At 37.5% G+C, this 21063-nt stretch carries 22 protein-coding genes; 14 read left to right on the forward strand and 8 right to left on the reverse strand.

The window, feature by feature from the left end; all coding sequences use genetic code 11:
* Position 1: 1 nt before the first annotated feature.
* On the reverse strand, positions 2 to 2830 hold the full coding sequence (gene uvrA / locus CVS97_RS05240; RefSeq protein ID WP_107785341.1) for an excinuclease ABC subunit UvrA: 2829 nt from the start codon (positions 2828 to 2830) through the stop codon (positions 2 to 4).
* Between the two features lie 174 nt (positions 2831 to 3004).
* Here uvrA and CVS97_RS05245 point away from each other — a divergent pair, with 174 nt between their 5' ends.
* From CVS97_RS05245 to CVS97_RS05310, 14 genes are all read left to right on the forward strand, one after another.
* Complete coding sequence (locus CVS97_RS05245; RefSeq protein ID WP_021091598.1) at positions 3005 to 3289, forward strand: NADH-quinone oxidoreductase subunit I; 285 nt, start codon at positions 3005 to 3007, stop codon at positions 3287 to 3289.
* Between the two features lie 108 nt (positions 3290 to 3397).
* Positions 3398 to 3811 (forward strand): nucleoside-diphosphate kinase, encoded by a 414-nt coding sequence (gene ndk / locus CVS97_RS05250; protein WP_084041293.1) that lies wholly within the window; start codon positions 3398 to 3400, stop codon positions 3809 to 3811.
* A 16-nt stretch (positions 3812 to 3827) separates the two neighbouring features.
* Positions 3828 to 4187: a YceD family protein gene (locus tag CVS97_RS05255; RefSeq protein ID WP_107785445.1), complete on the forward strand. Its 360-nt coding sequence runs from the start codon at positions 3828 to 3830 to the stop codon at positions 4185 to 4187.
* Positions 4188 to 4199: 12 nt separating this feature from the next.
* A complete protein-coding gene (rpmF, locus tag CVS97_RS05260; RefSeq protein ID WP_002942540.1) occupies positions 4200 to 4346 on the forward strand; it encodes a 50S ribosomal protein L32 in 147 nt (48 codons plus the stop codon).
* Between the two features lie 3 nt (positions 4347 to 4349).
* Positions 4350 to 5339: a phosphate acyltransferase PlsX gene (gene plsX, locus CVS97_RS05265; protein ID WP_072594492.1), complete on the forward strand. Its 990-nt coding sequence runs from the start codon at positions 4350 to 4352 to the stop codon at positions 5337 to 5339.
* A gap of 3 nt (positions 5340 to 5342) precedes the next feature.
* Entirely contained in the window at positions 5343 to 6350 is a 1008-nt protein-coding gene (locus tag CVS97_RS05270; protein WP_107785342.1) for a beta-ketoacyl-ACP synthase III, read from the forward strand.
* 236 nt (positions 6351 to 6586) lie between these two features.
* A complete protein-coding gene (locus tag CVS97_RS05275) occupies positions 6587 to 7186 on the forward strand; it encodes a peroxiredoxin (RefSeq protein ID WP_021091673.1) in 600 nt (199 codons plus the stop codon).
* A 123-nt stretch (positions 7187 to 7309) separates the two neighbouring features.
* On the forward strand, positions 7310 to 8392 hold the full coding sequence (locus CVS97_RS05280) for a PilZ domain-containing protein (RefSeq protein WP_107785343.1): 1083 nt from the start codon (positions 7310 to 7312) through the stop codon (positions 8390 to 8392).
* Positions 8393 to 8400: 8 nt separating this feature from the next.
* Complete coding sequence (locus CVS97_RS05285; protein WP_107785344.1) at positions 8401 to 10689, forward strand: ATP-binding protein; 2289 nt, start codon at positions 8401 to 8403, stop codon at positions 10687 to 10689.
* Positions 10690 to 10747: 58 nt separating this feature from the next.
* A complete protein-coding gene (gene plsY / locus CVS97_RS05290; RefSeq protein ID WP_107785345.1) occupies positions 10748 to 11359 on the forward strand; it encodes a glycerol-3-phosphate 1-O-acyltransferase PlsY in 612 nt (203 codons plus the stop codon).
* Positions 11356 to 11682, forward strand: a complete 327-nt coding sequence (locus tag CVS97_RS05295; RefSeq protein ID WP_107785346.1) for a dihydroneopterin aldolase — start codon at positions 11356 to 11358, stop codon at positions 11680 to 11682. Before plsY ends, CVS97_RS05295 begins: the two co-directional genes overlap by 4 nt.
* Before the next feature lie 76 nt (positions 11683 to 11758).
* Positions 11759 to 12430: a homeostatic response regulator transcription factor HsrA gene (gene hsrA, locus CVS97_RS05300; RefSeq protein WP_021091657.1), complete on the forward strand. Its 672-nt coding sequence runs from the start codon at positions 11759 to 11761 to the stop codon at positions 12428 to 12430.
* Positions 12431 to 12468: 38 nt separating this feature from the next.
* A complete protein-coding gene (locus CVS97_RS05305) occupies positions 12469 to 13686 on the forward strand; it encodes a sensor histidine kinase (RefSeq protein WP_199905981.1) in 1218 nt (405 codons plus the stop codon).
* A gap of 2 nt (positions 13687 to 13688) precedes the next feature.
* Positions 13689 to 15137 (forward strand): Ppx/GppA phosphatase family protein, encoded by a 1449-nt coding sequence (locus CVS97_RS05310; RefSeq protein ID WP_107785347.1) that lies wholly within the window; start codon positions 13689 to 13691, stop codon positions 15135 to 15137.
* Positions 15138 to 15197: 60 nt separating this feature from the next.
* Here CVS97_RS05310 and CVS97_RS05315 read toward each other — a convergent pair whose 3' ends face one another.
* The 7 genes from CVS97_RS05315 to trpD all read right to left on the reverse strand — a co-directional run bounded on the left by CVS97_RS05315 (position 15198) and on the right by trpD (position 21016).
* Complete coding sequence (locus CVS97_RS05315; RefSeq protein ID WP_107785348.1) at positions 15198 to 16076, reverse strand: excinuclease ABC subunit A; 879 nt, start codon at positions 16074 to 16076, stop codon at positions 15198 to 15200.
* Positions 16073 to 16390 (reverse strand): flagellar motor switch protein FliN, encoded by a 318-nt coding sequence (gene fliN, locus CVS97_RS05320; RefSeq protein ID WP_021091807.1) that lies wholly within the window; start codon positions 16388 to 16390, stop codon positions 16073 to 16075. The genes CVS97_RS05315 and fliN overlap by 4 nt, the downstream gene beginning before the upstream one ends.
* Positions 16387 to 16806: a chemotaxis protein CheX gene (locus CVS97_RS05325; protein WP_084041241.1), complete on the reverse strand. Its 420-nt coding sequence runs from the start codon at positions 16804 to 16806 to the stop codon at positions 16387 to 16389. Before CVS97_RS05325 ends, fliN begins: the two co-directional genes overlap by 4 nt.
* A 78-nt stretch (positions 16807 to 16884) precedes the next feature.
* A complete protein-coding gene (gene trpA, locus CVS97_RS05330) occupies positions 16885 to 17634 on the reverse strand; it encodes a tryptophan synthase subunit alpha (protein WP_107785349.1) in 750 nt (249 codons plus the stop codon).
* Positions 17627 to 18808 (reverse strand): tryptophan synthase subunit beta, encoded by a 1182-nt coding sequence (gene trpB, locus CVS97_RS05335; RefSeq protein WP_107785350.1) that lies wholly within the window; start codon positions 18806 to 18808, stop codon positions 17627 to 17629. The genes trpA and trpB overlap by 8 nt, the downstream gene beginning before the upstream one ends.
* Positions 18801 to 19412 (reverse strand): phosphoribosylanthranilate isomerase, encoded by a 612-nt coding sequence (locus CVS97_RS05340; protein WP_107785351.1) that lies wholly within the window; start codon positions 19410 to 19412, stop codon positions 18801 to 18803. Before CVS97_RS05340 ends, trpB begins: the two co-directional genes overlap by 8 nt.
* Complete coding sequence (trpD, locus tag CVS97_RS05345) at positions 19412 to 21016, reverse strand: anthranilate phosphoribosyltransferase (RefSeq protein WP_107785352.1); 1605 nt, start codon at positions 21014 to 21016, stop codon at positions 19412 to 19414. Before trpD ends, CVS97_RS05340 begins: the two co-directional genes overlap by 1 nt.
* Positions 21017 to 21063: the final 47 nt, after the last annotated feature.

Genomic DNA, 21063 nt, shown 5'->3' on the forward strand with positions numbered 1-21063 from the left:
TCTACTTTTTCTTCATTTCCTCAAGCTCTTGCGCTAGAAATTCCCCAGTGTAGCTGCCAGTTTTTTTATAGTTTTTAGCTACTTCTTTTACACTACCGCACGCTATTACTTTGCCGCCTTTTGCGCCGCCTTCTGGTCCCATATCTACGATATAGTCGCAGTTTTTGATAACATCCATATTATGCTCGATCACAAAGACTGAATTTCCAAGATCAACTAGGTGATTTAGTACCTTTACTAGCCTATCGACATCGGCAAAATGAAGCCCTGTCGTTGGCTCATCAAGGATGTAAAGCGTATTTCCAGTGTCGCTTCTACTAAGCTCTTTTGCTAGCTTTACACGCTGCGCCTCGCCGCCACTAAGTGTGACTGCATTTTGCCCAAGTGTGATGTAGCCAAGTCCCACGTCTTGAAGTGTGGTTAGCTTTGAAGCGATCTTTGGCACAGCCTTGAAAAACTCAACCGCCTCATCTATGCTCATATTTAGCACCTCGGCGATGTTTTTGCCTTTGTATAAAATTTCCAAGGTTTGAGCGTTATATCTAGCGCCATTACAAACGTCACAAACCACGTTGATATCAGGCAAAAAGTGCATCTCGATCGTGATCTCACCCTCGCCTTGGCACTTCTCGCAGCGCCCACCTTTGACATTGAAGCTAAAGCGCCCTATTTTATAGCCTCTAAGCTTGGCCTCTTTAGTCTGTGCAAATAAATTTCTTATCTCGTCCATCACGCCGGTATATGTCGCTGGATTTGATCGTGGAGTGCGGCCGATCGGGCTTTGATCGAGGTATATAACCTTGTCTAAATTCTCAAGTCCACTTAAATTTACCCCGGCTATTTTTTTCACTTTTTTGGCTCTATTTAGCTGCTCTTGTGCCTCTGGAAGCAAGGTCTGAAGTATTAGCGAGCTCTTGCCAGATCCTGAGACGCCAGTGATACCCACAAGGTTTCTAAGTGGAAATTTCGCGGTTAAATTTGAGATATTGTTGATATTTACATTTGAAATTTCGAGCCACTTCTCAGCTTTTCTATTTTTTTGATAGTCGATCTTTTTCTTACCGTTTATATATTGTGCAGTCTGGGTGTTTGAGCTTAAAAGCTCTTTTGAACTGCCTGCAAAGACCACGTTACCACCAAATTTACCAGCTCCAGGGCCAATATCTACGATAAAATCAGCCTCTTCTATCGTTTTTTTATCATGCTCGACGACGATTACAGAGTTGCCTTTGGCTTGTAAATTTCTAAGCGTCTTTATGAGCTTTAGCGTATCTCGCTCGTGTAGGCCAATACTTGGCTCATCAAGCACATACATGACGCCACTTAGCCCGCTTCCTATCTGGCTCGCTATCCTGATGCGCTGTGCCTCACCGCCACTGATCGTCCTAGCATCACGCCCAAGCGACAAGTAGCCAAGCCCCACGTCATATAAAAAGAAAAGCCTCTCATTAATCTCTTTTAAGATAGGCTTTGCGATCGCCTTATCATAGTCGCTAAGATAGGCGAAATTTTTCTCATTCGAGAAAAAAGCGGTGCAGTTTTCTATACTCATATCTAAAATTTCACCAAGTCCAAGGCCAGCGACCTTGACCGCTAGACTTTGAGGCTTTAGCCTGTGACCATTACAAGCATCACAAATTTTCTCACTCATGTATTCGTCAAAGTCTTTGTAATCCTTCAAAAGCCCATGTGAAATTTTAACCACTCCATCAAATTTTCTAAGCAGTTTATTTCGCTTCCAAAAGAACTCAACATCCTTGACGTTGCCGTATAAAACGAGTCTTTTTTCATCTTCGCTAAGCTCATAATAAGGCTTTTTAGTATCGATGCCATTTTGCTCACAAAAAGCAAGCAAAAATTTATAATAATAGCTCATGTTATAGCCATAAAGTAGCTTGATCGCGCCGTTTTCTATCGACTTTTCCTCATCGATGATCTTGCTCATATCTAGGCTATATCTTATGCCAAGTCCGTCGCAGTGCTCGCAAGCGCCCTTTGGCGAGTTGAAGCTAAAGCTTAGCGGCTCAAGCGGCGTAAATGAAATTTTACAATCAAAACAAGCCATATGCTCGCTGTAATGTATAAAGCTCTCTTTTAAGCCCAGCTCATCAGCATTTGCGATCTCTACCTCGACCTCTCCAAAGCTCTCATTTAGTGCCTTTTCCACATCACTTGCAAGGCGCTCGTGATTTTGCTCATCGATGGCGATCCTATCAACGATGACCTTTATCGTGTGTTTTTTCGTTTTTGCAAGCTCGATCTCCTCGTCAAGCCTCACCACTACACCATCTATTTGTGCCCTTACAAAGCCTTTTTGGCGTAAATTTTCGATCAAATCCGCCCATGTGCCCTTTTTCTCACGAACTAGCGGCGCATAGATGATCACTTTTGCGCCAAGTGGGAGCTTTGAAATTTCATTTATGATGTCGCTCGCACTCATTTTTGAGATAGGTTTGCCGCATTTATGGCAGTGCTGCACGCCGATTCTTGCGTATAAGAGCCTTAGATAGTCATAAATTTCAGTGATCGTGCCAACCGTTGAGCGAGGGTTTTTAGAAGTCGTCTTTTGATCGATCGCAATAGCAGGCGTTAAACCCTCGATCTTATCAACATCAGGCTTGCCCACACGGTCTAAAAACTGCCTAGCATAGCTGCTAAGGCTCTCCATGTATCTTCTTTGTCCCTCGGCATAAAGCGTATCAAAGGCTAGCGTGCTCTTGCCGCTTCCGCTAAGACCGGTAAAAACTACTAATTTATTTTTTGGAATTTTAAGATTTATATTTTTTAAGTTATGTTCTCTTGCGCCAGTTATTTCAATAATATCGTTCATTAAATTTATACAACCTTTTTAAAATTTTAATCTGTAAATTTAGTCTAAAAGTGATAAAAGATTTATAAAGTAGTTTTTCTAAAATTCAAGATCGTAGTTAAATTTAAGGGCTTATTTATATCATTTTCAGCTTTTTTTGATATTCTACGCCAAATTTTAACCTAAGGAGAAAAAATGTCTGTAAAAATAACTGATATATGCATAAGCTGTGGTTCATGCATTGATGAATGCCCAGTTTCAGCTATCGTTGATGATAGCGACAACCCAACTGGAGCAGATACATACTATGTTTATTCAAACAAATGCGTTGAGTGCGTAGGCTACAACGATGAGCCAGCCTGTGCATCTGCCTGTCCAACTGACGGTTGTATCGTATGGGACGCTGTTGTAGCAGGACAACCTTCGCGCGATCAGATCGGTGCTGATGCACGCAATGGCTCTATTCCAGTTATTCAATAAATTTATATTTATAAATTTTAGGCTCAATTTGAGCCTATTTTATTTTTAAGCTTTATTTGATATAATTGCCAACTTCAATTTAAATAACCTAGATTTAAGGAAAAATTTATGCAAAGAACACTTTCTATTATTAAGCCTGATGCTGTTAAGAAAAATGTTGTTGGAAAAATTATAGATAGATTTGAAAGTAACGGCCTAAGGATCGCAGCTACAAAGAAAATTCAACTTAGCAAATGCGATGCAAAAGCATTTTATGCAGTTCATAAAGATAGACCTTTCTTCAACGATCTAGTCGAATTTATGATAAGCGGGCCAGTTGTGGTTATGGTTTTAGAGGGCGAAAATGCAGTTGCTAAAAACCGCGAGCTAATGGGTGCAACTAACCCAAAAGAAGCAACTCCTGGTACGATAAGAGCTGATTTTGCCGATAGTATTGATGCAAATGCAGTTCACGGAAGTGACAGCCTAGAAAATGCTGTGAATGAGATAAATTTCTTCTTTGCTTCAAGAGAAATTTGCTAACTTTAGGTCAAGAAAATTGATTATATCTTTTTCTAAAATAGCAAACAAAGATATAAGCTTTGAACTAGTAGGAAATGATAATTTAGTTTTTATTGGAATTTTAAAAAGAAAAGACCCTTTTTTGGTAAAATGTCAAGGTAAAATAAAAGGGAATGTAAATTATGTTTGCGATCGATGCGGTGAAGTATTTATGTTACCTATTGATCAAGATGTAGAGCTAAATTTAAGTGACGGTATTTATAAAGATAGCGAAAATGAGCTTAGCGATACGATGGAATTTTTTGATGGCAATATTGATTTAAAAGAAGTCCTTGAGAGCGAGCTAGAAGCTTTTAAGAGTGATTATTTCTATTGTGAAAAATGTAAAAATTTATAAAGGAGAGTAAAAATGGCAGTACCAAAGCGAAGAGTGAGTCATTCTCGTGCAGCAAAACGCAGAACACATTATAAAGTTACACTTCCAGTACCTGTAAAAGACAAAGATGGTTCTTGGAAAATGCCTCACCGTATAAACAAAACTACAGGTGAATATTAAAATATGATTCGCATTGCTATCGATGCTATGGGTGGTGATTTTGGTGCAGATCCTATAATATCTGGTGTTATTGATGCACTAAAAGAGACAGAATTTAAAGCTGTATTAGTCGGCGATAGCAATGTCATCAAACCACTCATTCCACAGTCTTATTTAAAAAATATCGAATTTTTAGAAGCTAGCGAAGTTATCTCAATGGCAGATGGCGCAACTGATGCGCTTAAAAGAAAAGATAGTACGATCTACAAAGCAATTGAACTCTTAAAAAACAAGGAAGTTGATGCTGTAGTTTCTGCTGGTCATAGTGGTGCAACTATGAGTTTAGCTACTCTAAGAATTGGTAGACTAAAAAATATATCTCGTCCAGCAATTGCAACACTTATGCCAAATTCAAAAGAATCTGCGACTTTGGTTTTAGATGTTGGTGCAAATGTTGATTGCAGAAGTGAGCATTTGTTTCAATTTGCCATAATGGGTGAGGCCTATGCAAAAGAAATTTTAGGTAGAAAAGAGCCAAAAGTTGGTCTTTTGTCAAATGGTGAAGAAGAGAGCAAAGGCAATGAAGTTAGCAAAGAAGCATTTAAATTAGTTTCTAGGCTTGATAGCTTTGTTGGTAATGCAGAAGGTAATCAAATTTTTGATGGTAGTATTGATGTGATGGTTTGTGATGGTTTTATGGGAAATATTCTTTTAAAAACTAGCGAAGGCGTTGCAGATGCTATAGGTAAAATTATCAAAAAACAAATTAAAAAATCACCTCTTGCTATAGCTGGCTCTGTACTCATGAGAAAAGTTTTTAAGACGCTTAAAAAGCAGGTTAGCTATGACGAATATGGCGGTGCACCACTTCTTGGTGTAAATGGTTGCGTTATCATAAGTCATGGTAAAAGTAATTCAAAAGCTATAAAAAATGCAATTTTTCAAGCAATAAAATTTGCTAATTCAAATATAAATAAAGTTATCGAAGAAGAACTTTCGCACTTTGCAAGGTAAAATATGCCAAAAGCTTCACTGATTTCTATCGCTTCTTATATTCCAGAAAAAATTCTAACAAATTTTGACTTTGAAAAAATGGTTGAAACGAGTGATGAATGGATAGTAAAGCGAACAGGTATCGAACAAAGGCATATTGCAACTAACGAAACAACAAGTGATCTTGGTACAAAGGCTGGTGAATTAGCCATAAAACGCTCAGGGCTTGATAAAGCTCAAATCGATGCAATCATCTGTGCTACGATATCTCCAGATCATCTTTGTATGCCATCTACTGCTTGCAAAATAGCTGCAAATTTGGGTTTAAACTATGGAGTTACAGCATTTGATATAAGTGCGGCTTGTACCGGTTTTATTTATCTTTTAGAGCTTGCAAATTCTCTCATTGTTAGCGGTGCCAAAAAAAACGTATTAATTATCGGAGCCGAAAAATTAAGCTCTATTGTTGACTATACAGATAGAAGCACTTGTATACTATTTGGTGATGGGGCAGGTGCGGCTGTAATTAGTAGTAGTAATGGTGATGAGATCATTGATATTCATACGGCAAGCGATGGTAAGCAAGCTGAACTTTTAATAACTCCAGGATGCGGAAGTGTATTTCCAGCCAGTGAGGAAACACTAAAAAATAGACTAAATTTCATCCATATGAGTGGAAATGAAGTTTTTAAAATAGCAGTTCAAACACTTAGCAAAAGCGTAATAGAAATTCTGCATGTAAACAAAATGCAAAGCGAAGATATTGATTTTTTCATACCTCATCAAGCGAATATAAGAATAATAGATGCAGTAAAAAATAGATTAAATTTTAAAGATGAGCAGTGTGTCTTGACCGTTTCTAAATATGGCAATACAAGCTCTGCTTCAATTCCGATGGCTATAAATGATGCCTACGAAGACGGTCGCATCAAAAATGGTTCAGTTTTGCTTCTTGACGCATTTGGTGGCGGCTTTACATGGGGATCAGCGATACTAAAATTTGGTGGAAAAAATTTTAGCGACTTACAATAATTACAGCAAGTAATCTTCTAACTTTTTAGTAACGCTTTTACTAATTTCTTTCAAATACTCTCATCAATAAATTTTTAAAAATTCAAATTTTTACAACTTTTAACAAAATCCATTTTCCACTTTTACCAATAACAATAAATTTACTACATAAAAATTTCTAAAATATATTTAAACTAAATTTAATTTTGAATAGATATAATTTCGCAATCAATAAAATTTATTATTAAGGAGAACAAATGTTAGTAACAAAAAAAGCACCTGATTTTACAGCTGCAGCAGTTTTAGGAAACAATCAAATTGTAAATGATTTTAATCTTTATAAAAATATTGGCGAGAAAGGCGCGGTTGTATTTTTCTATCCAATGGATTTTACTTTTGTTTGCCCAAGCGAAATTATCGCATTTGACAAAAGATATGACGAGTTCAAGTCACGTGGTATCGAAGTTATCGCAGTTTCATGCGACAACCAATTCTCTCACTTCGCATGGAAAGAGACTCCAGTAAACAAAGGCGGTATCGGCAAAGTTCGCTTCCCTATCGTAGCTGATATGACAAAATCAATCGCTCGCGGATTTGACGTACTTCTAGAAGATGCTGGTGTAGCGCTTCGTGGCTCATTCTTACTAGACAAAGATGGCACAGTTCGCCATGCAGTTATCAACGATCTTCCACTTGGCAGAAATATCGATGAGATGATAAGAATGGTTGATACTATGCTATTTACAAATGAGCACGGTGAAGTTTGTCCAGCTGGCTGGAACAAAGGTGATGCTGGTATGAAACCAAGCACTGAAGGTGTTGCCGACTACCTTTCACACAACGAAGGCAAACTATAATCAATAGAAATTTCTAGGTATCCTTTACCTAGAAATTTCTCCCCCAAATAAATTTAAATACTTTTTTAATATAACTTTTTATATCATAGCCTTGGCTTTAATCAACAACATTCCGGAGACTACATGGATTTTAAAGGCAGGCAAGAGCTTGTAATAAATTGCGAAGATAGCATACTTAAATTAAGAGATAAATTTATCGATGACGGTATCAAATTTTGTAGGCAACTAACATTTATCGTGCCGCACGATCAGGTAAAAATTTGTCTTGAAAACATCTTTGATACACTACTTATTCAAAAGCCAAATGCTACGCAGCTACAAGATGATTTGAATAATCTAATACCAAAATCAAATGCAAGAGATGAATTAATAAATTTCCTACTTTTAAATTTGACTTTAAATTTTAGTCACTCTTGCGACAACAGTACCTTCGTAGGTTATTTCGTAAATGCCGTTTCAAGAATCAAAGAAATTTTATGTGGTGCCAAAGACCAGCAAGAAACAAATGTAAAAGACATGATTGAAACCGGAACATTTTTTTATGAAGATCCGATCAATACTTTCACTCGCATGAAAAAAGCCAAGGTAAGGCCAGAGCTTTTAAATTTATATGATGGATTAAATATAAAATATGAGGCTGAAATTTTAGAAGTTAAGGAAGATAGTGTCGTTTTTCGCGTGGATATGATGCAAATTTTAGCCATGAAGCAAGACGGCAAAGGTTTTATTTTGCCAAATAGCTTTTTTTCAAAGCCATTATGTGCTGATATTATTAATTACAATATAGTCAATAAAGGCGTCACTCTTTCAAATTTTTTACGAAATACGACGATGTACGCATATAAAAGAAAATTCCAACGTATCTTGCCAAATCGTTTTACCAAAACTATTATCAAAGGCAAGCAAGACAAGATCGAAGGTAGCCTTTATGATGTTTCTGAAGGGGGCATAAGCGTATTAAGCCCGCAAACTACAAATTTTCAAGATGGAGAAGAGCTAGAAGCGACCTTTGAAATCTTAATCACACCAGATAAAGTAAAAAATGTGACTTTAAAGCTAAGACTTGTTACAGAGCTAGCATATAAAGGCTACATAAGATACTGTATGAAGCTTATCGATGATGATGAAACGATAAAAGATTTTACGCAAAAGCGCATAAAAGAGACACTTGATGAGCTTCGCTCACGTATAAATTTATACGAATAAGGCAGCTAGTGAAAACAATACAAGAAAATTTAAAACTTTTTTATATCGGACTAAAAGACAAAGAACCATTTTTTTATAAAAATAAGGATCTAACCACCCACGCAGCCATCATCGGTATGACAGGTAGCGGCAAAACAGGCCTTGGTATCACTCTTTTAGAAGAAGCCTGCATAGACAATATCCCTTCTATCATCATCGATCCAAAGGGCGACATCACAAATTTAGCTCTAACCTTTCCGCAGATGAGGCCGGAGGATTTTTTACCATACGTCGATGAAGCAGAAGCGGCCAACAAAGGTCAAAGTGTAGAGGAATTTGCCGCTGCTCAAGCCAAGCTATGGAAAAACGGCATAGAGTCTAGCTTTCAAGATCTTGAGCGAGTAAAAATTTTAAAAGAGAGCGCTAGCTTTAACATCTACACACCAAAAAGCTCAGCTGGCATAGGCGTGGCGCTACTTAGTGATTTTACCTGCCCAAATATCACTGACGAAGAAATTTTTAGCAACTATATAAATTCGCTTGCAGCCTCGGTATTATCTCTTATTGGTATAAATTCTGAGGACATAAACTCAAAAGAACAGCTGCTCATCTCAACCATATTTGATACTAAATTTAAAGAGCAAAAAGATATCAGCATCGAAGAGCTTATAAATTTCATCGCAAATCCGCCTTCTAAAAAGATAGGCGTTTTTGACGTCGATACCTTCTATCCAAGCAGTGAGCGCCTAAAGCTTGCCATGAAGATAAACGCTCTCATCGCAAGTCCAAGCTTTAAGGGCTGGACGCAGGGCGTTAGACTAGAAATTTCAAAGATGCTATTTGACGAAAACGGCAAAGCAAAGTGCAATATCTTTACGATCTCACATCTAAATGACGCTGAGAGGATGTTTTTTGTTACCCTTTTACTAAACGAGATCATCGCGTGGATGCGCGGCACAGAGGGCACTAGCTCACTTAGAGCGATCCTATATATGGATGAAATTTTTGGCTTTTTTCCGCCAAACGCAAACCCTCCGTCAAAAACGCCTATGCTCACGCTTTTAAAACAAGCCCGTGCATTTGGTTTAGGCTGCGTCTTAAGCACGCAAAATCCAGTCGATCTTGACTACAAAGGCCTTAGCAACATCGGCACTTGGTTCATTGGCCGCCTCCAAACAGCCCAGGACAAAGCCCGCGTTATAGACGGACTAAGCGGCATCGCAGGCTCAAACCTAGATAAAGCTTCGCTAGAAAGCCTCATATCAAATTTAGCTAAGAGAAATTTTTTAGTTAAAAATATAAATGAAGATGGGCTAAGCGTTATTTCGACACGGTGGGCATTAAGCTATCTAAAAGGCCCGCTTAGCCGTGAGCAAATTTCAAATTTAATGAAAGAGCAAAAAGAAAATTTATCTGATACAAGGATCGATAAAAGCGAGATGAAATTTAGCATAAAGCCCATAATCTCAAATGAAATTACGCAACTTTATGCTAACTCAAAAAGTCTCACGCCAAATTTATTTGCAAGCGCAAAGATAAGAATTTATAATACTAAAAAAGGCATCGATAGCGTTTATGAAGTAAGCTATCTTTATGAACTAAATGAAAATGATAATGAGCCAAACTGGAGCGAAGCTAGTCAAAATTTACATATCGATGCAAGCTTGAATGAACCAAGTGACGCAAACTTTGCAGCTGTGCCAAATTTTATTTTAAAAGCTAAAAATTTTGACAATATTCAAAAAGATTTTAAAGAGTATCTGTATAGAAATTTCAAATTTAACACCTTTGAAGCATTGGGAATTTATTCAAAAAACAATGAAACAAAGGAGCAGTTTTATATCAGGCTTCAAGATAAGTGCAATGAAATTTCAGAAGAACAAACCGCAAAACTTACAGCAAAATTTGAAAAAGAGCGAAAAAGCTTACAAGACAAGCTAAACAAGGCTCTAGCAAAGCTTGATAAAGAGCAAAAAGAGATGACCACAACTGGGCTTGATGCTGCCATAAATATAGGCGCTAGCATACTTGGAGCGATATTTGGTAACAAGCTTTTATCTCGCCAAAATGCGGGTAAAATCGCATCGAGTGCAAGAAGCGCGAATAGAGTCTTAAAAGAGCGAAGTGATGTAAAGCTTAGCGAGCAAAGTGTAAATGACATAAATTTAGCCATTAGCGAACTTGAAGAGAGATTTGAAAAAGAAAGCGACGAGCTAAAAGAAACAAACGATATAAAAAATATCACCATAAACGAAATACAAATTTCACCAAAGAAAAGCGATATCTATGACGAGAAAGTCGTACTTTTGTGGAGATGATTTATAAAATAATTAGTATTTTTTTACTATCATTTCTGTTAAATTTAAAAGGTAAAATATGCAAAATTTAATACTTTATGCCATTAGTTATTTACTTGGAAGCATTCCATCTGGCCTCATTCTTGCAAAAATTTTTGGGCATGTTGATATAAAAAATGAAGGTAGCAAGAGCATCGGTGCGACAAATGTTTTAAGAGTTTTAAAACAAAAAGATCCAAAATTAGCCAAAAAACTAGCCATTTTAACGATAGTTTGTGATGTTTTAAAAGGAGTTTTGCCACTTATTGTCGCTTCATATTTAGGAGCTAGTCAAAGCGTGCTTTGGACAATGGCGGTTTTAAGTGTAGCTGGACATTGTTTTTCTATATTTTTAGGCTTTCAAGGTGGCAAAGGAGTCGCAACTGGAGCTGGAGTGATCGCTTTTTTCTTGCCAGTTGAGATCATTATCGCTCTTGTCGTTTGGTTTTTGGTCGGTAAATTTTTAAAAATTAGCTCTCTTGCTTCACTTTGCGCGTTGATAGCTCTGATTGCATCAAGCTTTATAATCCACACAGAGTTAGATGAAATTTACACACACGCTCCGATACTAATCATCGCATTTTTGGTGGTTTATAAACACATACCAAATATCGTTCGTTTAATATCCGGTAAGGAGAAAAAAGTCGTATGAAAAGCGAGATAACGACGATCATTAAAGATTATAAATTTGAAACGATCATCGGAATGCTTGATTTTGAGCGAGTCGCTAAGCAAGAGGTGCAAATAAATCTAGAAATTTGCTCAACTGGTTTTATTGATTATGTTTTAATTATTGACTTTGTTAAAAATTTTTACAATAAAAGACAGTTCCAAAGCGTTGAAGAGTCTCTTGAAGAAACTAGCAAAGCATTAAAAGAGAAATTTAGCTCACTAACTAGCCTTAAAATGGAAATTTTAAAAACAGAAATTTTACCAAACGCAGTTGTTGGAGCAAAAATAAACACTATTTTTTAAAAATTTATTAAACTATCTTGAAATATTGCTTAATTTATGATACAATCGCCCATAAATTTTAGTTTAAGGAAACAAAATGCGTATTTTAATAGTTGAAGATGAAGTGACGCTAAATAAGACGATTGCTGAGGGCTTGCAGGAGTTTGGCTATCAAACTGATAGCTCTGAAAATTTTAAAGATGCTGAGTACTATATAGGCATTAGAAATTACGATCTAGTTTTGACTGATTGGATGCTTCAAGATGGCGATGGCATAGATCTTATAAACATCATCAAACATAAATCTCCACGCACTTCAGTTGTAGTTCTTTCTGCAAAAGATGACAAAGAAAGTGAAATAAAAGCACTTAGAGCTGGTGCTGATGACTATATCAAAAAGCCATTTGATTTTGACATTTTAGTAGCTAGACTTGAAGCTAGACTACGCTTTGGCGGCACAAATATTATAAAAATTGATGAGCTCATCATCAATCCAGATGAGGAAAAAATCACATATTTGGGTCGTGACATTGAGCTTAAGGGTAAGCCTTTCGAAGTCTTAACTCACCTTGCAAGACACTCAGATCAGATCGTATCTAAAGAGCAACTGCTTGATGCTATCTGGGAAGAGCCAGAGCTTGTAACTCCAAATGTCATTGAAGTCGCTATCAACCAAATCCGCCAAAAAATGGATAAACCGCTAAATATTTCAACAATTGAAACTGTTAGAAGACGCGGATATAGATTTTGTTTTCCAAAAAAAGCCTAAGGAATAGATTTATACTACAATTAGCATCTGGTGCTATGATGCTAATTGTAGTTATTTCGGTAATGCTTTATCATTATATAAGGGTTACCGTTTTTCAAAGTGTAGTTAATGAGCTAAACTATCAAGCAGAAGCTTATAAAAAAAATCCTCAGAATTTCAATCCTTTAAATTCAAAAACATTTACGATAGAAAATCCAAACAAAACCCTAGCAACGATAAAAACAGATGAGCCACAAGATAAAGAAACATATATCGTAACGCAAAAATCAAAGGATCAGAGTAAAACTTTTTTAATAACAAAACTCGATGAAACCAGTTATTTAAGCCTAGAAAAAGATACTACACTTCAAGCTCATATAGTAGAAGAAATTTTTATAGATATTATAATCGTAAATGTATCAGCGATACTTTTGGTGCTTTTTTATGCGCTATTTTTATCAAGAATGCTTTTAATACCTATAAAAATTTTAAGTCACAAGCTTACAAATTTAGATGAAAAATTTCTCCATGAGATCGATATAAAAAGTCTACCAGATGAATTTTTACCACTTGGGCAGAGCATAAATAGGCTAATCTCTCGCATCCAAACATTTGTCTTATACCAAAAAGAGCTTTTTGTAGGCGTGGCACATGAGCTAAAAACACCGCTGGCTGTAATGAAAACAAAAAATGAAGTTACACTTTTAAAGCCACGCGAGAGCGAAAAATATATCGAGGCTCTAAAATCAAATAATGAAGCTATAAACGGCATGAACGCAATGATAAGTTCTGTGCTTGAGATCGGTCGCCAAGAGGGAGCTCAGTTTGAAGAGCCAGTAAATACCGATGTTATAGGATTTTTAAAAAAACTTGCAAAAAACTATGAGATACTTGCAAAAAATGATGAAAAAAATATAAAACTAGACCTAAAACCAGAAATTTTAAATCTAAAAATACAAACTAGCTTGCTAACTCACATTGTGCAAAATTTTGTTCAAAATGCCATTAAATTTTCACCAAAAAATAGCACCATTAAGATTAGCTCCAAGCTCATAAAAAATAAATTTATCATCGAAGTAATAGATGAAGGAATAGGCATAGATGAGAGCAAAGATTTGTTTGCTCCGTTTAAAAGATACGGAGACAAAGGTGGCGCTGGGCTTGGGTTGTTTCTAGCTAAAGGTGCGGCGCAGGCTCTTGGTGGCGAAGTAGATATTAAAAATAGAAACGATAGAGGCGGTGCGGTCGCAAGCCTAGTTTTAAATATAAAAGGATAAAAATGGCAAAGAGAACCGCAGTAATCGACCTTGGCTCAAATTCTATGCGAATGGCGATATTTGAGAGAACGTCACGCTTAGCGTTTTTTATACTAGCTGAATATAAAACAAAAGTGCGTCTAGGCGAAGGTGGATATGGCTCAAACAATGAAATATCCGAAAGCTCAATGGAAAAAGCGCTAAAGGCCTTTAGCGAATTTTCAAATATCATAAAAAGCTACAAATGCAATAAAGTCTTATGTGTTGGAACTTCAGCGCTTAGGGACGCTCCAAACGCAAATGTTTTGATCTCTCTTTTAAGAAAAAAACTTGGCATAAATTTAAAAGTCATAGACGGCAAAGAAGAGGCTACTTTTGGTGCGATCGCAGCCAAAAATTTACTCCATAACATCGATGAATGCGTCACTATTGATATCGGTGGCGGATCAACTGAACTTGCCAGAATAAGCAAAGGCAAAATAACAGATACGCTCTCGCTTGACATTGGCACAGTTAGGTTAAAAGAGCTTTTTTTTGATAAAAAAAACTTAAATAAATTGCCAAAATTTTTAGAGCAAGTTACAAAACAAATAGATGAGCGATTTAAATGCCAAAACATAATTGCTATTGGTGGCTCTCTTAGAGCGATATCATCTGCTATAATGAGCAAAAATTTATATCCACTCTCATCACTGCATGGCTTTTGCTACAAGCTTAGCGACGAGCAAGCCTACATCGAGAGCATTGCAAATGTTAGCGTGCTTGAGCTAAATAAATTTCCTATAAAAAAAGATAGATACGACACCATTAGAGAGGGTGCACATATCTTTTTGGCCCTCGCCAAAGCTCTAAATGCCAAAAATATTATAACAAGCGGGGTTGGTGTAAGAGAGGGAGTGTTCTTAAAAGATTTTTTACGCCCTAGCCTTAAATTTCCGCAAAATTTTAATCCAAACATCAAAAGTTTGCAAGATCGTTTTATATTATCATGCAATAAATCGGTCACAAAGTATGCAAAAGATATATTTATGGTATTAAAAAAGCTTCACGGTCTAAGCGATAACTATCTTGAAGTGCTTTTAGTTGCTGCAAAACTTCACAATGTCGGTCAAGAGATTGGCTTTTATGGCGATCATAAAAACTCAGCCTATATAGTCTTAAATGCCTTAAATTATGGCTTTTCGCATGAACAAAAAGCATTGATTGCAGTAGTAATTGGCACAAACGGAAAGAAAAATATCTATGAATTTGAACGGTATAAAAATTTACTTCCAAAAGCCGAGTGTATAAGATGGCTGAGTTTTATGCTCTCACTTGCAAAGGCACTTGATCTAACCTGTGAAAGGCTAAATTTAAACTTCGAATTTAGTGGGCATACGCTAAAAATAGAAGGCGCAAAAGAATTCGCTATGGCAAAAGAAGAGATAAAAAAGATCACAAAGCCTGAAATTTTTGCTATTTCGTTTGTATAAATTTTGAAACTAGCTTTAACGCATAAAATTTAAATTGGATGAGAATTTTATCTAAAACTACTAAAATTCTCCGCTCATCTTATCTTTATAGTTACTTAAACTATTTTTTCGCTCTTCTAAAAATGAGCTTAGTTTTTTCTTGTTCTCTTCAAAAAATATAGCAAAATCTTGCTCGTTTTGTATCTTGTCTTCACCAAAGCTATCAAGCATTACATTTGAGCTACCAACTATCACTAAATAACGCCTATTTTCATAGCTTAATAGCATTAGTTTATTCGTGCGATCGAGATACTTTTCATATATTATATTGACGTTACTATTTTGATTTTTAAGTAGCCAGTTCATTGATTTTGTATCATTTTGAGACTGATTTCTAGGTGCTTTAAATCCGCTAAAATCATTACTCTTTGACGTAATATATCTTTTAAATACATATAAAAATACAAGAAGCGCAATAAGCACACTTAAAACTATAAAATACCTTGAGTCTATATTTAACATAGGCTCTTCATCTATCTTTGGTGTGCTATGGGTCTCTATTTTTGCACTAGCTTGAGGCATATTTTGTATTTGAGGTTTTGCATTTTTTAGAGTTACACGAATGCGGAGTCCAAAACTATCAGTCGTCTTTGAAGCATTTACGATAATAGCATCATTTGAGCGTAAATTTAAGACAAGCGAGTTTTGCTTTGGCTCTATCTCAAGCTCTTGAATAATCTTTGAGTTTATGTCTTTACTAGTACTTTGATCGTAATTTAGCGAATTTAATATCAAAGATGTTGTGTCTTTTTCGCGCTTTTGAAAGATATTTCCTTCATAAGGTGCATCAAAGCTAAGCATAATATCGACTCTATCAGCACGTTCATAGATATTGTAAGTTAATAGGTTTGAAGCTAAAATTTGAGTTGCAAAAAGTAAGAAAAATAGTATAAATTTCATAAAAGTTCTTTTTTGAAGTACTGAATAACTGACTTTGAATCCAAAATTTCATTTATCCTGATGGCTAAATTTTTCTCATAAACCATTACTTCACCTTTTCCAAAAATTCTATTATTTATATATAGCTCCACACTCTCACCTGCTGGCTTTTCAAGGTCTATGACCGAACCAGCTTCAAATTTCAAAAGCTCATTTATACTAACCGTGGTAGTTCCTAGCTCAGCTATAAAATCAACGCTTATATCCATAAGCTCATCATAGCTCTTAAAAAGCCCTAGCTGCTCTAGCGTCTCTATCGCACTCTCGTCGTTCATTGTATGTCGTAGCCTATTTGAAATGTTCTATTTTTTATTTTATATACAAATTTCTCTTTTAGCTTTATGCCAAAATTTTCAACTTCACCTAAAAATTCAGGCGTTCCAAGCTTATAAGCATTTGGCTCTTTTTCATTTAGTAAATTTTTAGCTTTGCCAATGATCTGATTTGCTATCTCTTTGCAAAGATCGTCCAGATCGCCACCATCAACATCTTCGTGACCAAAAAAGGCATTCATGAAAATTTTCAAAGTATCTTTTTTAAAAAATAGGTAAAAATGATACTCGCTTTTGCCCTTATAGACTGGTATGCTAGCTCCGTAAAATCCTTTGCCCAGACTCTTGCCAAACTCTAAATCTAGCCCTAAAGTATCCTTGCAAAGATAGCTTGTAGCTTCATCTATAACTTTTCTCATATCTCTTCCTTAAGACTTGAAATGCATTTTCAATTATACTTTGGCTTTACTAAATTAGCTATAAATTTATTAAGCATTTTAAAAGAGTTTATCTATCTCTTTTACTAGCTTTTCACCGCTAAAATCGGCACAAAGCTTAACTATTTGCGTACCTATTATCACTCCATCAGCATATTTTTTTACTTCATTAACATCATCTTTGTTTTTGATACCAAAGCCCACAGCCACTGGCAAATCGCTCTTTTTCTTAAGCTCTAGAACTAAATTTTTTATCCTATCTTCATCAGCCCTTTTTGAACCACTAACGCCGATCGCGCCAAGAGCATAAATAAATCCTGAGCCAAATTTTAAAATTCCATCCGCTCTACTACCAGATGTGACGCTGATAAGTGGTATCAGGCTTAAATTTAGTTCCTTGCACTTTAGAGTAAATTCCTCGCACTCCTCGCAAGGCAGATCCGGCACGATAAAGCCGCTAACTCCAGCCTCAACTGATCTTTTTAGAAATTTATCAACACCATAAGCAAAGATGATATTAAAATAGACCAGAAAAACGAGTGGTTTTGTCACTTTTGCCTTGCAACCCTCAAGCATATCAAAGACAATATCCGTATTTACGCCATTTTGCACCGTCTCAAAGCTAGCTTGCGCTATGAGCTTACCATCAGCCAGCGGATCAGAGTAAGGGATGCCGATCTCAACTAGATCAAGCGTGCTCTCGTTCAAATTTTCCAAAAATTCCTTCGTTTTTTCTAGGCTTGGATATCCAGCCACGATGTAGCCGATGTTTGCTTTTTTGCCGTTAAATGCACTTTTGATCTTATCCATAAATTTTTCCTTTTTCGTAGCCGATAACTGTGTTTATATCCTTATCACCCCTGCCTGAGACGTTTACGACGATGACGCTTTTTTTATCAAGTTTTGGGCAAAGCTTCTCCAGATACGCCAGCGCATGCGCGCTCTCGATGGCTGGGATGATGCCCTCCATCTTGCTTAGAAAATACAAAGCATTTATGCACTCATCATCGGTCACGGCTTCGTATTTTACCCTTTTGATGTCGTTTAGATGGGCGTGCTCTGGACCGATGCCTGGGTAGTCTAAGCCTGCTGAGATACTATGCACTGGCGATATCATGCCGTACTCATCTTGCAAGACCGTCGTTTTCATGCCGTGGATGATGCCGGTTTTGCCTTTGCTAAGTGTAGCTGCGTGATAAGGCGTCTCTATGCCAAGGCCGCCAGCTTCTATACCTACCAAATTTACGCTCTCATCGTCCAAAAACGCACTAAAAATGCCAATAGCATTACTGCCGCCGCCGACGCAGGCGATGACGTAGTCAGCCTTTTTGCCGTAGTCTACAAGCTGAGCTTTGGCCTCTGTGCCGATGATGCTTTGGAAGTCACGCACGATCTTTGGATATGGGTGCGGGCCAACGGCTGAGCCAATGACGTAAAATGCGCTCTCTATCTCATTTACCCACGCTTGTATGGCCGCCGTAGTCGCCTCTTTTAGCGTTTTTAAGCCGTCTTCTACGCTCACCACCTTTGCGCCAAGAAGCTGCATACGAAAGGCATTTAGCTGCTGTCTAGCAACATCTGTTGCGCCCATATATACATCACACTCTAAGCCCAAAAGTGCCGATGCAGTCGCTGTTGCCACGCCGTGCTGACCAGCTCCAGTCTCAGCTAAAATTTTCTTTTTGCCCATTTTTTTAGCAAGCAGCGCTTGAGCTAGAGCGTTATTTATCTTGTGCGCACCCGTGTGGTTTAGATCCTCACGTTTGAGGTAAATTTCATGTCCGTAGTGCTCGCTCAGGCGCTTTGCAAAAAAGAGCGGACTAGGCCTGCCAACATAGTTTTTCAAAAGATCATCAAGCTCATCTTTAAACTCTTTTGTCTTTGCGATACTGGCATAGGCGTTTTCTAGCTCATCAAGAGCAAACATTACCGTCTCAGGCACGAACTGCCCGCCAAATTTTCCAAAATATGCTTTACTATTCATCTTCTACCTCACCTATGATCTTTAAAATTCTCTCTATCTTTTGAGCCTCTTTTATGCCGTTTTCGTCCTCGACTTTGGAGTTGATATCGACTAGATATGGCTTAAATTTCAGCGCCTCTTTTATGTTGTGCTCGCCTATGCCCCCAGCCATGCCAAATTTAAATTTAACCTCTTTTAAAATTTCCCACTCAAAGTTTGTACCATTTCCGCCAGCATTTTCGCCCTTGCAATCAAAAAGCGCCATGTCAAAATGCTTAAAATCAACCTCTGGCAAGCTATCTTTCACGCTAAAAACCTGCCAAATCTCAAGCCCCATATCTTTTAAATTTGCATGTAAATTTTCGCTCACCACTCCATGCACCTGAGCCACGTCAAGCTCTGCAAACTGACAAATTTCCATTATTTCGCACTCACTTTGATCAGCAAAAACGCCAACTACTTTTTTGCCCTTACTGTGAGCAAATTTAGCTATCTGCCTAGCTAAATTTAACTCGACTCTTCTTTTGCTTTTGGCAAATATTAGCCCTATATAATGGACTCCAAGCTCGCAAACCGCACTTGCTTCATCTAGTGTTTTGATACCACAAATTTTAACTAGTGCCATTACACTTGTGCCTTTATAAACTCTTCATAAAATTTATACGCCTTGCCAGAATTTATCGCCTCTAGCACCATTTTTTTGGCCTCGTCTGGGCTCTTTGCGCCATCAGCTGCATAAAGCGCAAACATCGCATTAAAGACAACGATGTCGAATTTCGCCCCCTGCTCCTCGCCTTTTAGCGTGCGGATCAAGATTTTGGCGTTTTCTTCAGGTGTGCCGCCCTCGATGTCGCTGTGAAGTGCTCTTTTAAAGCCAAACTGCTCTGGCGTGATGCTATACTCAAAAATTTCTCCATTTTTTAGCTCCACAACACTTGTTTCACTACAAAGCGTGATCTCATCTAGTCCGTCATCGCCGCGAACGACTAGAGCGTGCTTTCTGCCAAGGATCTTAAGCGTCTGGGCGTAAAGTTTTAAAACAGGCTTATGATAGACGCCAACTAGCTGGTTTGTAAGGTTTAAATTTGGATTTAAAAGCGGTCCAAGCACGTTAAAGACGGTCCTTATGCCAAGTCTTTGGCGCACCTCTCTCACCTCGCCCACTAGTGGGTGGAAAAATGGCGCGTGGAAAAAGGCTAAATTTTTACTAGCTAAATTTTCACGCTGTTTCGCCAGTGATTTTTCACTTTTTACGCCTAAAATTTCAAGCACATCAGAGCTACCTGAATTGCTTGAAACTGCCTTATTGCCGTGTTTTGCAACCTTTATGCCAAGACTTGCAAGGATAAATGCCACAGTAGTTGAGATATTTATCGTCTTAAAACCATCGCCACCAGTGCCGCAAAGATCGATCATAGGCGTATCGTCGCGGTAGGTTTGCGAGTATTTTAGGATATTTTTCGCAAGCGCAGCGAGGCTTTTTGGATAGAGGCTCTTTTCGCTAATGAGCACCAAAAGGGCTGAAAGCTGCACGATCTCGTACTCTTTACTAGCTATTATCTCACAAATTTGCTCAAAGTCGCTATCATCAAGCGGTATGCTCTCTTGAAGCTTGATAAGATATGGCTTAAGCGAGCGAATTTTTGGCTCTTTTACCTCATCTTTTGCTTTATAATTTACAAAATTTTCAACGATCTTTTTGCCGTATTGTGTGAAGTAGCTCTCTGGATGAAACTGGATGCCAAATATCGGCTTATCTTTTACGCTAAGCGCCATTACTACGCCATCATCACTCACCGCATCAGCGCTTAAGCTAGCTGGGAGCTCATCGACATAAAGTGAGTGGTAGCGCATAACCTCAAAGCGCTCAGGTAGCCCAGCAAAAAGTGGCTCTTTGTTTTTCACGTCAATAAACGAGGTCTTGCCGTGTAGTGGGTCTTCTAGTCTTTTTATCTTTGCGCCAAAACTAAGCCCTATAGCTTGGTGTCCGAGGCAAATTCCAAGCACCGGCACGCCAAGGTCTGCCCCCAAAATTTCTAAACAGACTCCGCTATCTTTTGGGTGTTTTGGCCCTGGGCTTAAAATGATCTTGCTTGGGTTTAGTTTTTTGATCTCGTCAAGCGTGATCTTGTCATTTCTAACGCATCTAACCTCTTCATCTGTAAGCTCTTTTACATATTGCTCAACATTAAAAACAAAACTATCGTAATTATCTATGAGTAAAATCAACCTATATCCTTTAAATTTAGCAGCGGTTGAGCCTTGGCTAAATTTCT

This window comes from Campylobacter concisus (assembly GCF_003049735.1).
Lineage (GTDB): Bacteria > Campylobacterota > Campylobacteria > Campylobacterales > Campylobacteraceae > Campylobacter_A > Campylobacter_A concisus_AN.

What these genes read in the sequence shown, in the direction of transcription:
- CVS97_RS05295 (WP_107785346.1), top strand. Translation starts at nt 11,356, where the DNA reads ATGAAAAGCGAGATAACGACGATCATTAAAGATTATAAATTTGAAACG.
- CVS97_RS05305 (WP_199905981.1), top strand. Translation starts at nt 12,469, where the DNA reads ATGCTAATTGTAGTTATTTCGGTAATGCTTTATCATTATATAAGGGTT.
- uvrA (WP_107785341.1), bottom strand. Translation starts at nt 2,830, where the DNA reads ATGAACGATATTATTGAAATAACTGGCGCAAGAGAACATAACTTAAAA.
- CVS97_RS05315 (WP_107785348.1), bottom strand. Translation starts at nt 16,076, where the DNA reads ATGAAATTTATACTATTTTTCTTACTTTTTGCAACTCAAATTTTAGCT.
- fliN (WP_021091807.1), bottom strand. Translation starts at nt 16,390, where the DNA reads ATGAACGACGAGAGTGCGATAGAGACGCTAGAGCAGCTAGGGCTTTTT.
- CVS97_RS05280 (WP_107785343.1), top strand. Translation starts at nt 7,310, where the DNA reads ATGGATTTTAAAGGCAGGCAAGAGCTTGTAATAAATTGCGAAGATAGC.
- plsY (WP_107785345.1), top strand. Translation starts at nt 10,748, where the DNA reads ATGCAAAATTTAATACTTTATGCCATTAGTTATTTACTTGGAAGCATT.
- ndk (WP_084041293.1), top strand. Translation starts at nt 3,398, where the DNA reads ATGCAAAGAACACTTTCTATTATTAAGCCTGATGCTGTTAAGAAAAAT.
- CVS97_RS05270 (WP_107785342.1), top strand. Translation starts at nt 5,343, where the DNA reads ATGCCAAAAGCTTCACTGATTTCTATCGCTTCTTATATTCCAGAAAAA.
- CVS97_RS05310 (WP_107785347.1), top strand. Translation starts at nt 13,689, where the DNA reads ATGGCAAAGAGAACCGCAGTAATCGACCTTGGCTCAAATTCTATGCGA.
- trpB (WP_107785350.1), bottom strand. Translation starts at nt 18,808, where the DNA reads ATGAATAGTAAAGCATATTTTGGAAAATTTGGCGGGCAGTTCGTGCCT.
- plsX (WP_072594492.1), top strand. Translation starts at nt 4,350, where the DNA reads ATGATTCGCATTGCTATCGATGCTATGGGTGGTGATTTTGGTGCAGAT.
- hsrA (WP_021091657.1), top strand. Translation starts at nt 11,759, where the DNA reads ATGCGTATTTTAATAGTTGAAGATGAAGTGACGCTAAATAAGACGATT.
- CVS97_RS05340 (WP_107785351.1), bottom strand. Translation starts at nt 19,412, where the DNA reads ATGGCACTAGTTAAAATTTGTGGTATCAAAACACTAGATGAAGCAAGT.
- CVS97_RS05245 (WP_021091598.1), top strand. Translation starts at nt 3,005, where the DNA reads ATGTCTGTAAAAATAACTGATATATGCATAAGCTGTGGTTCATGCATT.
- CVS97_RS05325 (WP_084041241.1), bottom strand. Translation starts at nt 16,806, where the DNA reads ATGAGAAAAGTTATAGATGAAGCTACAAGCTATCTTTGCAAGGATACT.
- CVS97_RS05275 (WP_021091673.1), top strand. Translation starts at nt 6,587, where the DNA reads ATGTTAGTAACAAAAAAAGCACCTGATTTTACAGCTGCAGCAGTTTTA.
- rpmF (WP_002942540.1), top strand. Translation starts at nt 4,200, where the DNA reads ATGGCAGTACCAAAGCGAAGAGTGAGTCATTCTCGTGCAGCAAAACGC.
- trpA (WP_107785349.1), bottom strand. Translation starts at nt 17,634, where the DNA reads ATGGATAAGATCAAAAGTGCATTTAACGGCAAAAAAGCAAACATCGGC.